10 protein-coding genes are annotated in these 12,482 nt (G+C 38.3%); 6 read left to right on the forward strand and 4 right to left on the reverse strand.

The genetic code is table 11. The annotated features are described in order from the left end of the window. The first annotated feature begins 78 nt into the window (after positions 1-78). The 6 genes from RUH60_RS08710 to RUH60_RS08735 all read left to right on the forward strand — a co-directional run bounded on the left by RUH60_RS08710 (position 79) and on the right by RUH60_RS08735 (position 8,244). Positions 79-2,250 (forward strand): S9 family peptidase, encoded by a 2,172-nt coding sequence (locus RUH60_RS08710; protein WP_313807424.1) that lies wholly within the window; start codon positions 79-81, stop codon positions 2,248-2,250. A gap of 37 nt (positions 2,251-2,287) precedes the next feature. Further along, a complete protein-coding gene (locus tag RUH60_RS08715; protein ID WP_313807426.1) occupies positions 2,288-4,006 on the forward strand; it encodes a peptide MFS transporter in 1,719 nt (572 codons plus the stop codon). Positions 4,007-4,076: 70 nt separating this feature from the next. Continuing rightward, positions 4,077-5,729, forward strand: a complete 1,653-nt coding sequence (locus RUH60_RS08720) for a peptide MFS transporter (RefSeq protein ID WP_313807428.1) — start codon at positions 4,077-4,079, stop codon at positions 5,727-5,729. A gap of 1 nt (position 5,730) precedes the next feature. Continuing rightward, complete coding sequence (locus tag RUH60_RS08725; RefSeq protein ID WP_313807429.1) at positions 5,731-7,233, forward strand: peptide MFS transporter; 1,503 nt, start codon at positions 5,731-5,733, stop codon at positions 7,231-7,233. Positions 7,234-7,282: 49 nt separating this feature from the next. After that, positions 7,283-7,762, forward strand: a complete 480-nt coding sequence (locus tag RUH60_RS08730) for a thioredoxin family protein (RefSeq protein ID WP_313807431.1) — start codon at positions 7,283-7,285, stop codon at positions 7,760-7,762. A 2-nt stretch (positions 7,763-7,764) separates the two neighbouring features. Continuing rightward, positions 7,765-8,244, forward strand: a complete 480-nt coding sequence (locus tag RUH60_RS08735) for a thioredoxin fold domain-containing protein (RefSeq protein ID WP_313807433.1) — start codon at positions 7,765-7,767, stop codon at positions 8,242-8,244. Here the strand turns inward: RUH60_RS08735 and RUH60_RS08740 are convergent. From RUH60_RS08740 to surE, 4 genes are read right to left on the reverse strand one after another with little or no spacing between them, the layout of a single operon-like run. Further along, on the reverse strand, positions 8,237-10,258 hold the full coding sequence (locus tag RUH60_RS08740) for a ComEC/Rec2 family competence protein (RefSeq protein ID WP_313807435.1): 2,022 nt from the start codon (positions 10,256-10,258) through the stop codon (positions 8,237-8,239). The genes RUH60_RS08735 and RUH60_RS08740 overlap by 8 nt on opposite strands. 47 nt (positions 10,259-10,305) lie before the next feature. After that, a complete protein-coding gene (gene lpxB / locus RUH60_RS08745) occupies positions 10,306-11,418 on the reverse strand; it encodes a lipid-A-disaccharide synthase (protein WP_313807437.1) in 1,113 nt (370 codons plus the stop codon). Between the two features lies 1 nt (position 11,419). Further along, positions 11,420-11,692 carry a hypothetical protein gene (locus RUH60_RS08750; protein WP_313807439.1) on the reverse strand — a complete coding sequence of 91 codons (273 nt, stop codon included), beginning with the start codon at positions 11,690-11,692 and terminating at the stop codon, positions 11,420-11,422. Between the two features lie 8 nt (positions 11,693-11,700). Continuing rightward, a complete protein-coding gene (gene surE, locus RUH60_RS08755; protein ID WP_313807441.1) occupies positions 11,701-12,465 on the reverse strand; it encodes a 5'/3'-nucleotidase SurE in 765 nt (254 codons plus the stop codon). Between the last annotated feature and the right edge of the window lie 17 nt (positions 12,466-12,482).

The following is a 12,482-nucleotide window of genomic DNA, read 5'->3' on the forward strand; positions in this document are numbered from 1 at the left end:
TTTTGCCTTTTAACAATTTAAATGAGGAGTGTTTGATATTTTTTCACTAAAATTGGGGGTTTTTTTATCATCAATCTAATGAAAAATATCAAAAGAGCTCTCTTTTTATTGCTACTTACTAGCAGCACTATTATTGCACAACAAAAACTTACTTTAGAAGAAATATGGGGCGGAGCCTTTCGTACGCAAGGTATGACAGCTTTAGAAGCCATGAAAAATTCGAATCAGTATACTGTTTTAAATTTTGATCGCGCAACCCGTTCCAGTCAAATTGATTTGTACGATTTCGCTACTTTGGAAAAAGTTTCCACGCTGTTGGATTCCAAAAACCACAAAGAATTAGCAGGAGTCGATTCGTATACCTTCAGCAAAGACGAAAAGAAACTTTTAATTGCCAATAATTCCGAGCAGATTTTCCGTCATTCGTTTGTAGCTGATTTTTATATCTACGATACAACTACTAAATCTTTAGTAAAGTTAGCCGACTACAAAGTACAGGAGCCAACTTTTTCTCCGGAAGGAAATAAAGTAGCTTACGTGTATCAGAATAATTTATTTGTATTCGATTTGGCTTCCAAAAAACACACGCAAATTACCACAGACGGGAAGAAGAATGCCATCATTAATGGGGTAACCGATTGGGTTTACGAAGAAGAATTTGCTTTTGTTCGCGCTTACGATTGGAATGCTTCGGGCGATAAAATTGCCTTTATCCGTTTTAACGAGACGAATGTTCCTGAGTTTTCGATGGACATGTACAATCAAGGTTTATATCCGACGCAAAATGTGTTCAAATATCCGAAAGCTGGAGAGAAAAATTCAGATGTTTCGCTGCATGTTTACGATGTGAAATCAGCTACAACTAAGCAAATCAATTTGAGCAATTATTCCGATTTTTATATTGCCCGAATCGAATGGACAAACGAGGCCAATACTTTGAGTGCGCAGGTTTTGAACCGTCATCAGAACAATTTGGATTTGTTGTTTGTGGATGGCAATTCAGGAACAACCAAAGTAGTTTTGAACGAAAAAGACAAAGCTTATGTTGACGTAACCGATAACTTAACGTTCTTAAAAGACAACAGCTTCATCTGGACTTCAGAAAAAGACGGATTCAACCACATTTACCATTATGACAAAACCGGAAAGTTAAAAAAACAACTTACTAAAGGCGCATGGGAAGTTACCGCGTATTACGGTTTTGACGAGAAAAACGGAATGATTTATTTCCAATCAACAGAAAACGGTTCGATTAACCGTGATATTTACAGCGTAAAACTGAATGGAAGTTCTAAAAAACGATTGAGCGCACAAACAGGAACCAACGGGGCAACGTTCAGTCCTAATTTCCAATATTTTATCAATTCGTTTTCCAGTGCGAAGCACGCGCCAAAATATACTTTAGTTGAAACAGAAAGCGGAAAAGTGGTAAAAACCATTGTTTCCAACGAAGCTTTAGAAGAAAAATTGACGAAGTACGATTTGCCAACCAAAGAATTCTCCGTAATCACTACTGAAAAAGGGCATAAACTAAACTCTTGGATGATCAAACCGAAAGATTTCGACCCGAATAAAAAATATCCGGTGTTCATGTTCCAATATTCCGGACCAGGTTCGCAACAAGTGGATAACGGATGGAATTCAACTGACGATTATTGGTTCATGATGTTGGCACAACAAGGTTATATTGTAGCTTGTGTTGACGGCCGCGGAACCGGTTTCAAAGGAGCAGAATTCAAAAAATGTACCCAAAAAGAATTAGGGAAATTCGAAGTGGAAGATCAAATCGATGCGGCAAAACTATTCGGAACCTATTCGTATGTGGATAAAACCAGAATCGGTATTTTCGGTTGGTCGTACGGTGGTTTTATGGCATCAAACTGTATTTTTCAAGGAGCCGATGTGTTCAAAACCGCGATTGCTGTAGCGCCGGTAACCAGCTGGAGATATTACGATAGTATTTATACCGAAAGATACATGCAAACACCACAAGAAAACGCTTCGGGATACGATAACAATTCGCCAATTACGCACGTGAGTAAGTTGAAAGGAAACTTTTTGTTGATTCACGGAACAGCTGACGATAACGTGCATGTACAAAACACGATGAAAATGATTGAGGCTTTAGTTCAGGCGAACAAACAATTCGATTGGGCTATCTATCCGGATAAAAACCACGGCATTTTCGGCGGAAAAACCCGTTTGCAGTTGTACACAAAAATGACGAATTTCATCAAAGAAAAATTATAATACTAACACACGATAAATTTTAAAACCAAGACTAAAAATGAGCGATACTACGGCTAAACAAGCACACCCGAAAGGACTTTGGGTACTATTCGGAACCGAAATGTGGGAACGTTTCAACTTCTACGGAATGCGAGCGATTCTTACGTTATTTATGGTAAATTCATTATTAATCAAAGAAGCAGATGCGGCCATTATTTATGGTGGATTCTTAGCATTGTGTTACTTAACGCCGCTTCTTGGAGGATTTATCTCAGATAAATACATCGGTAACCGATACAGTATCATGTTGGGTGGTACTTTAATGGCAATTGGACAATTCTTGTTGTTTATCAGTGCCTCAACTTTTGAAGGAAGCATTGAAACTGCAAAATTATTCATGTGGATTGCGTTATTCATTATCATTTTTGGTAACGGATTCTTCAAACCGAACATCTCTTCGATGGTTGGAAGTTTGTATCCGAAACAAGACAAAGACAAATTGGATTCTGCGTTCACGATTTTCTATATGGGAATCAACATCGGAGCGTTTTTAGGACAATTTATCTGTCCATACGTTGGTGATGTGAAAGATGCAGCTACTGGTGTTCGAGATATTCACGCCTTCAAATGGGGATTCTTAGCGGCTTCCATCGCTATGGTAATCGGAACCATTACGTTCTTTATTCTGAAAAATAAATATGTGGTAACTCCGGAAGGTCGTCCAATTGGAGGTTTGCCAAAACACAATGACAGCAATGATTTCGAAGAAGGTGAAACACAAACAGCTCATTTCTCAGGAAAATCTATCGGTATTGCGACTGTAATTTTTGGAGCGTTATTCTTTGTGTTCCGTTATTTATTGGTGGGAGAAATCGGTTTCTCATCAGTTGAAATGGGACAATTGATCAAAGGGATTATCTATCCGTTCATTTATTCGGCCGGTATTGCTTTGGCGTATTTGATTTTAAGTTCTGCGGAAAATAAAGTGGAAAGACAACGTATTTGGGTGATTTACATCGTATCATTCTTTATTATTTTCTTCTGGGCAGCATTTGAGCAAGCTGGTTCATCATTAACTTTTATCGCGGATAACCAAACCGACAGAAACATTTTCGGATGGAATATGCCACCATCAATGGTTCAGATTTTCAATGGAATTTTCGTAGTAATGATGGCGTTACCGTTCAGTTTGTTGTGGGATAAATTAAGAGCACAAGGAAAAGAACCAGTATCACCAATGAAACAAGCTATCGGATTGGCTTTAATCGCCTTGAGTTACTTCATCATCGCTCACAATGTAAAAGATTTAGGTAACTCAGGATTGTTGGCTATTAAATGGTTGATGTTATTGTATTTCATCCAAACTTTAGGAGAATTATGTTTATCACCAATCGGATTATCATTGGTTGGTAAATTAGCACCTAAGCGTTTTGCATCGTTATTATACGGAGTATTCTTTATTTCCAACGCTGCAGGTTATGCGTTAGCAGGTTCTTTAGGAGCTATTATTCCTGCAACGGGTGACAAATTCGAAAAAGCAGAGAAATTAGGAATCAATTTACAGGATGTTTTAGACAAAAAAATAACGTTAACACCAGAGCAAGTTGCTTTGTTTGAAAAAGAGCAGTTGCCATTGGCGAATACGTCATTTGCCGGATTTGAAATTCACAACTTGTATGAATTCTTCATGGTATTCGTGGTATTGTGTGGTATTGCAGCGATTATTTTAGCGTTGTTGTCACCAAGGTTGAAAAAGATGATGCACGGAATCAGCTAAGGCAATTCCAAAATAATTTTATATCTTTCAAGCCCGTAAAGTTGTTGCGGGCTTTTTTTAATGATTTACTATGAAAAACAAACACCCTAAAGGACTACTCTTTTTGTTTTTTACCGAAATGTGGGAACGTTTTGGTTACTACCTGATTATCGGAATTTTTGTCTTGTACATGATTGATCCAGCTGCCACTGGCGGTTTGGCTTTTTCAGATAAATACGCCGATGACATTTTTGGAACGTATATCGCTTTAACCTATTTGACCCCGTTTTTGGGCGGATTTTTAGCCGATAGAATTCTAGGTTATTTCAAAGCCATTTATCTCGGTGGATTTCTGATGGGATTAGGATATATCGGGTTAGGATTTCATAACCTGACGATGTTCTACATTTCGATGGCGTTAATCATTATCGGAAACGGATTCTTCAAACCGAGTATTTCCACGTTGGTGGGGAATTTGTATTCGGAAGAACCTTATAAAGCAAATAAAGATGCCGGTTACAATATTTTCTATATGGGAATCAACATTGGAGCATTCATCTGTAACATCATCGCGGCTTTCATGCGTAACCAGTACGGATGGAGCGCTGCCTTTATCACAGCTGGAATCGGAATGTTCTTAGGTTTGGTAATTTTCTTCTTAGGAAAGAAACATTTGGAACATGCTAATGTGATGAAACCGAAACAAGAGGGCGATATCAGTTTAAGCCGAATTTTATCCATGGTGTTTTTACCGGCGATTATTGCTGGAGCCATCGGATGGATGATTCCGGGGAATATTTTCAAAAGTGATTCAACCGATGCGTTTATTTTTGCCTGTATTCCGGTGATTATCTTTTATGTGCGTTTGTATTGGAAAGCGAATTTGGAAGACAAGCGTCCGTTGGGAGCTTTGTTGGCCATTTTTGCTGTCGGGATGTTGTTCTGGGCGGTTTTCAAACAAAATGGAACTGCTTTAACGCGTTGGGCAAATTATTACACCGACCGTCAAGTAACCGGAAGCACAGAATCCTTTTTGGAAAATATTTATTTAGTTGACCAAAAGGACTATGCCACTTCGGAAGTTCAAAAATACGACAATCAATTCCAAGCTGAAAAAGACGCCAATGGAGAACCGGTAAAAGTTCAAGGGAAAGATGTGTATTTCACCAACATCTCTGCGGAGCAAAAATCAGAATTGGACTCCAATCCGGAACAAAAAGTATCGTTAATCAATACGGAATTATTCCAATCCATCAATCCAGGTTGGATTATCATTTTAACACCACTAGTTGTTGGATTTTTCGCTCTACTACGTAGAAAAGGAAAAGAACCGAGTACACCATCAAAAATCGTTTTAGGATTATTTATTTCGGCACTTTCCTGTTTATTCATGGTAGCAGCTGTTTATATCGGAAGTAATGGAGCCGTGAAAGTTTCACCACTTTGGTTAGTAGGAACGTATGGTGTGATTACCATCGGGGAATTGTGTTTGTCACCAATGGGCTTGTCCATCGTATCAAAATTAAGTCCGCCACGTTTGACGGCTTTGATGATGGGTGGTTTCTTCTTGTCCATTTCCATCGGAAACAAATTATCAGGCGTATTGGCCAGTATGTGGTACGATTATGAAAACAAAGCGAACTTCTTCATTGTAAACTGCGGCTTGTTATTATTCGCGACTTTATTAGGACTTTCGATTTTAAAACGTTTAAACGCGGTAATGCGCGAAAAAGGATTGAACTAAGATGACCAGTATAGAACAAATTCAGGATTTTAAAGGTAAGTATCCAAAGCAGCTTTGGTATTTGTTTTTCAGTGAAATGTGGGAACGTTTTAGTTTCTACGGTATGCGCGGGATGTTGGTGGTTTTCATGGTTAGTCAGCTTTCCATGGGCGAAGCCACCGCTAATTTACAGTATGGCGCAACTCAGGCTTGGGTTTACGCTTTTACATTCATCGGTGGTTTGTTTGCTGATAAAATATTAGGATTGCGTCGTTCCCTTTTTTGGGGCGGTTTGCTAATGATTGTCGGAAGTATCATTTTATCACTAGATCCGAAAAACTTTTTCTTTTTAGGGATTTCCTTTACCATCGTCGGAACCGGTTTTTTTAAACCAAATATTTCTTCCATGGTCGGACAATTGTATAAAGATGGTGATGTGCGCCGTGATGCTGGTTTCTCATTGTTTTATGCCGGAGTAAACCTTGGAGCATTAATCGGAGGTTATATTTGTATTGCTGTAGCTAACGGGAATTTGTGGTCTTCCCTGATTCCGGAACATTTGCGTTGGAATTTTGCCTTCGGATTTGCCGCAATTGTAATGATTATAAGTTTGTTGACTTTTACACAAACGCAGAAGAGTTTAGGGGAAATCGGCTTGTCTCCATTACAACATTTGGATGACTCGAAACGAAAAATATTTGAAATTGCAACCTATATTGGTTCATTGGCAATTGTGCCAGTAATCATTTTAATGGTAGCGAATACGGAGTATACCGATTACTTTATGATGATCATCGGTCCAGCTTCGGTTTTGTATTTGTTTTATGAAATGAAAAACTTCACCAAAGCGGAGAATATGAAACTGTTAGCGGCTTTGGTTTTTATTGTGTTCTCTATCTTCTTCTGGGCATTTTTTGAACAGAGTGGTGGCTCTTTAAGTTTATTTGCTGCTAACAATTTAAATAACACCGTTTTAGGCGTTGAATTAGATCCTAACGGCGTTAACAATTCGGCTAATTCTTTATTCGTAATCATTTTTGCGGCTTTAGTGGGGATGGTATGGTTGTGGATGGCCAAACGCAAAATCGAACCGAACACTGTAGTGAAATTCGGCTTAGGCTTTTTATTCTTGGCAGGCGGTTTCTGGGTGTTTTATTACACTAAATTCTTTGCCGGACCAGACGGAAAAACATCTTTGGATTTGTTTACGTTCGGTTGGTTTATTATTACGTTTGGAGAATTGTGTTTATCACCTATCGGGATGAGTGCAATGACCAAACTATCCCCCCAAAAAACACAAGCCGTTATCATGGGAATGTGGTTTTTAGCGAGTGCCTACGGACAATATTTCGCCGGCTTGTTAGGAGCCAACATTGCAGAAGCTTCAGCCAATGCATCCAATTTAGAAAAGTTGAATGTATACGCAGACGGCTATGAACAATTAGCTATTTACGCATTAATTGCGGGAGTAGCACTGATTGCAATTTCACCTTTGGTTAAAAAATTGATGCAGGACGTTAAATAAAACGAAACATCGGCATTATTTTTGTTATTTAGTAGAATAAATAGTTCAGATGAAAAAATATTTATTGTTGCTTTTCTTTAGTTTGACTTCCGTGCTGTTAAAAGCTCAGGAGAAGGAACTGACATGGCTTACTGATTTTAATCAGGCGATGGAAGTTTCCGTAAAAGAAAAGAAGCCGTTGTTATTGTTTTTTACCGGAAGCGATTGGTGCGGTTGGTGTATTCGATTGCAGAAAGAAGTATTTTACAAACCCGAATTTGCCAAATGGGCGAAAGACAATGTCATTTTGGTGGAATTGGATTTTCCAAGAAAAAAAGCTTTGACTCCCGAAATGCAGCAACAAAACTACGGATTGCAAAATGCCTTGAAAGTTCAGGGTTACCCAACCATTTGGTTTGTGAATGCTGAAAAGAAGGACGACGGAAAAACAAATTTAACGGCTTTAGGAAGCACCGGTTATGTAGCTGGCGGACCCGAAGCATGGTTGGCTGGAGCCAATCAAATATTAGCAAATTCTAAAAAAGGATAAGAATGAAAAAAGTATTGTTTGCCTTCTTTTTATTGATCGGAAGTATAGCAGTTCAGGCGCAGGAAGCCGAAATTAAATGGATGACTATCGATGAAGCTTTAGCACTTCAGAAGAAAAGCCCTAAAAAAGCAAAACCAATTTTCATGGACGTATACACCGATTGGTGCGGGCCTTGTAAAATGTTGGATAAAAATACGTTTCACGATCCGGAATTCGTAAAATTCATAACTGAGAATTATTTTCCGGTAAAATTCAATGGTGAAGGCAATACCGAAGTGAATCATTTAGGAAAAAAATATGCCAACCCAAATTTTGATCCGAACCGTAAAGGAAGAAATTCCGTTCACGAGTTTACGATGTTCCTTCAAGTTCAGGGTTATCCGTCAGTTTATGTGTTGGATACCAAAGGAGAAGTGAAGCCACCGGTTGTTGGTTACCGAACAGCTCCTCAGCTAATCGAAGAATTAAAAAAAATCAATTAATACGATAGAATCCCTTTTCGGCAGTAGTATGGAAAGGGATTTTTTCTTTCTCGCACGTAGCTTTCCATCGTTTTACATAACTTTTGTAATTGGAAGCATCCGCAATAATTTGTTTGGGATGAATTGCTGTAATTAGGCGTTTCAGATTTACTTTTGGCGATTGTGTCAATACCACAACTTCAGGCTGTTGTTTCACGTTGTAGATGCCGAGACTGTCTAGAATCAATATCTTTTTTTCGTTGAAGACTAATGTGTTTTTCACGGAATCCATTTTAACGTCCTTGAGAAATCGTTCCTGACGATACGCTTTCAATAGCGATGCGTTTCTGGTTTCAGAATTGTTGCTGTACACAATAGCGCTGTCTTTCTGCTTTATAAGCAGCATTGTAGCTTTTTTAGTATTGAATACGACGAATTCGTCTAACGTATTTTGGTTGTAAGTCGTTAGTAGTATTGCTAGCTGGAATAATACAAGACAGCAAATTGTACCCATCAATCTGTTGAATTTCTTCTCGTAAAAGTATAGTGTTCCTAAAATAATTGTAACGTATAAGCTTAGCAAAAGCGGCGTTGTAAAAGGAATCTCTTTGAAGGTAAACGTTTCGAATGAAGCAACCCAGCTGATGTAGCGGTTCATGAGTTCAATCGAAAATGAGAGCAGTTTGCCCAAAACAATAGCGATTTGCGGCGCAACAAAATTCAGTAGTAAGATAAAAATACCGTACACCAAGATAAAACTTGACAAAGGTATTACGACGATATTTGCCAGCAAAAACAAGCTTGGGAATTGATGAAAGTAGTACAAACTGATAGGTAATACCCCGATTTGGGCAATTAAGGAAATCAAAACCAAATCCAAACAATAATTCCCAATTCTGCTGTTTTTGAAGCGGTATTTCCTGAAAAGCGGCTGAAGTGCCACAATCGAAAATACGGCTGCATAACTTAGCTGAAAACCCACATCAAAAAGGAAGTTCGGTTTGAACAACAAAATAAACAACATCGACATAGCCATAATGTTGTACATGTTTGGCGACTTATTCAGGTACAATCCAAAACTCATAAAGCTAAACATCACTACTGACCGAACTACAGAACCAGACAATCCGGAAAGAATAGCAAAACTCCACAAGAACAATATGGCAATTAGCAATTGATATAATTTTCCGCTTTTCAGACGATTGAGAGGTTTGAGCAAGGTTAGGAGTAAGGCATATAAAATAGCAATATGAAGCCCTGATATGGCAAGAATGTGGATAACGCCTGCATCGGTGTAGTGTTTGTTCACTTCGGGATCCATGTCCTGACGCTGTCCTAATAGCAACGCGTTGATGATACCTTGTGTAGTTTCAGAAAACCCATGAATTTGAAAACTACTCAAAAGCTCATCCTGAAACCAACCAACATAATAATCGAAGTTTTGCCGAGTACCGGTAATCTTATACTCATTCTGGTTTAAATACAGTTGATGAGAAACTTGTTGTTTGTCCAGATAAGCAGCGTAATCAAACTGAAACGGATTCAGGTTTTTCTTTATCGGTTGCAATTCCTGATAGATGAGTAGGTTAGTTCCAGCTTTAAACTCCTCAGTGATTTCTTTTTTGGAAACGTTCAGAAGGACTTTCCCAAAAGCATTTTTATTGTTCAGTTTTTCAATCTTAAAATAGTATTTTTCAGCGTAAGCATTGGGTTTTAAGCGTTCAGAAATGGTTCCGGAAATGGTATTTCTTCCTTCGGTATTGAATTTGGAATAATGATTTTGATAGTGTTTTTCCGTGTGAAGCGAATGTGTTGTAATGCCTAAAGCAATTAAAGTGGCTATTCCAAAAAAACCGAAGTAATTTCTTTGCAACAGATTTTTACCTGCAAAATAATTTGATGCAAACAACCCTAACACCGAAAGCCCAGACAATAAAAGGCTGATGCTATGATTAATTGGAAGATAATTGTCAATTACAATACCAATACAAAAACTCAGTAAAATAATAATTATAGGAAATTTCGCTATTTTCATAAAAACGAAAGTAGTGATAATTTCAAATTAAAAGAAAAAACTTACAATTATTTTATATTGTCAATGATTAATTGAGCAGTTTTTTCACTGGCTCCATCGCCGCCTAACTTGTTTTCTAAAGCGTCGTACTCGGCTAACAAACGGTTTCGGGTTTCCGGATTGAGTAGTTTTTGCAATTCCTCTTTAATGCGTTTCGGATTGCATTCTCCCTGGATTAATTCGGTTACGACTTCTTTGTCCATAATTAAATTGACCAACGAAATGTATTTTAAGGTAATGATGCGTTTCGCGATTTGATACGAAATCCAATTTCCTTTATATAAAACCACTTCAGGAACTTTAAACAAAGCGGTTTCTAAAGTAGCAGTTCCCGATGTCACCAAAGCAGCATGAGAAACACTTAGTAAATCATAGGTTTTATTGGAAATGAAATGTACTTGGTCGTTGGTTAAAAACTGCTGGTAAAAACTAAATTCTTGACTAGGTGCACCAGCAATGACAAACTGATATTCCGGAAAATCATTTCTAACCGAAAGCATTTCAGTCAACATTTTGGAGATTTCCTGTTTACGACTGCCAGGAAGAAGCGCGATTATCGGACGTTCGTCTAAATTGTGGTCTTTTTTGAATTGTTCCGCATCGGTTTTTGGACGCTGATGAATCGCATCAATCAACGGATGTCCTACAAATTCAACTGGGAAATGATGCTTTTTCTCGTAAAAATCTTTTTCAAACGGAAGAATCACATACATTTTATCCACATCATTTTTAATGGCTTTGATGCGGTTTTCTTTCCAAGCCCAAATTTGCGGCGAAATGTAATAATGATTTTTAAATCCTAGTGGTTTGGCCCATTTGGCGATTCGCATGTTGAAACCCGGATAATCAATGTAGATAATCACATCCGGTTGGAATTTTAAAATATCGGCTTTACAGAATTTAATATTGTTTAAAATGGTTTTCAGATTCATCACCACTTCGGCAAATCCCATAAAGGCTAAATCGCGGTAATGTTTCACTAAAGTTCCGCCGTTTTTCTGCATCAAATCGCCACCCCAAAACCGTATTTCAGCATTGGGATCGTGCTTGAAAAGATTTTTCATCAGGTTGGAACCGTGCAAATCACCCGAAGCTTCGCCTGCAATGATGTAATATTTCATATTATAAAATTACCGTTAATAAGGCTAAAAGTAAAGTCGCTAAAATGACACCACGCGCCATGTAATCTTTGTTGTATTTCAATAAAAGGAAGAAAGCAATCAGGTTGAAAATTGCACCTAACGTAATTAGTTTTCCCATGTAGCCATTTAGACGAATCATTCTCAAATCTTCAACGGTTCTGGTGTCCGTGAAAAGGAATAAAAAAAGAAAACATCCTAAGGCTGCAGCTGCAAAACCAATCAGAACCCCGATAAAAAAATCTCGTTTTGTCATACTTGTGTCTATTGTAAATCCCAGGAATTTAGTTGTTGGATGGCATGGTGTGCGGTCAAATCAAACTGCACCGGAACCACAGAAATATAATTGTTTTTCAAAGCCCATTCGTCGGTATCTTCGCCTTTGTCTAAATTGACGAATTCTCCGGTAAGCCAATAGTATTCTTTGCCCTGCGGATTAGTGCGTTTGTCGAATCGCTCTTCCCAAACGGCTTTAGCCTGACGACAGATTTTGATGCCGCGAATAGTGTCTTTCGGAAGGTTAACGTTCAAAACCACGCCTTCGGGTAAGCCTTTAGCTAAAACTTCTTCTGCAATTTTTTTGATGTAGGGTTTCGTATGTTCAAAATTGGCATTCCAACTGAAATCCAAAAGTGAAAATCCGATGGCAGGAATTCCTTCAATACCAGCTTCCACTGCGGCAGACATGGTTCCTGAATAAATTACATTGATGGAAGAATTTGAACCGTGATTAATCCCTGAAACACACAAATCCGGCTTTTTTTTTAAAATTTCATGCACAGCAATTTTTACGCAATCTACCGGAGTGCCGGAACAGCTGTATTCGTTTTCCAGCGAACCGTCAATTTTAACTTTTTCAAGATGTAACGTATTGTTGATAGTAATTGCATGTCCCATCGCTGATTGCGGGCTGTCCGGAGCTACCACGACCACGTCACCCAATTCTTTCATAACCTCGATTAATGCCCGTATTCCGGGTGCTACGATACTGTCGTCGTTGGTTACTAAAATCAGCGGTCTTTTTTTCATGATTGTGGGTAATTGTT

This window comes from Flavobacterium sp., assembly GCF_032153895.1.
Lineage (GTDB): Bacteria > Bacteroidota > Bacteroidia > Flavobacteriales > Flavobacteriaceae > Flavobacterium.

Coding starts and splice junctions, on each gene's coding strand:
- RUH60_RS08730 (WP_313807431.1), top strand. CDS start 7,283: ATGAAAAAATATTTATTGTTGCTTTTCTTTAGTTTGACTTCCGTGCTG.
- RUH60_RS08715 (WP_313807426.1), top strand. CDS start 2,288: ATGAGCGATACTACGGCTAAACAAGCACACCCGAAAGGACTTTGGGTA.
- RUH60_RS08720 (WP_313807428.1), top strand. CDS start 4,077: ATGAAAAACAAACACCCTAAAGGACTACTCTTTTTGTTTTTTACCGAA.
- lpxB (WP_313807437.1), bottom strand. CDS start 11,418: ATGAAATATTACATCATTGCAGGCGAAGCTTCGGGTGATTTGCACGGT.
- RUH60_RS08725 (WP_313807429.1), top strand. CDS start 5,731: ATGACCAGTATAGAACAAATTCAGGATTTTAAAGGTAAGTATCCAAAG.
- RUH60_RS08750 (WP_313807439.1), bottom strand. CDS start 11,692: ATGACAAAACGAGATTTTTTTATCGGGGTTCTGATTGGTTTTGCAGCT.
- RUH60_RS08740 (WP_313807435.1), bottom strand. CDS start 10,258: ATGAAAATAGCGAAATTTCCTATAATTATTATTTTACTGAGTTTTTGT.
- surE (WP_313807441.1), bottom strand. CDS start 12,465: ATGAAAAAAAGACCGCTGATTTTAGTAACCAACGACGACAGTATCGTA.
- RUH60_RS08735 (WP_313807433.1), top strand. CDS start 7,765: ATGAAAAAAGTATTGTTTGCCTTCTTTTTATTGATCGGAAGTATAGCA.
- RUH60_RS08710 (WP_313807424.1), top strand. CDS start 79: ATGAAAAATATCAAAAGAGCTCTCTTTTTATTGCTACTTACTAGCAGC.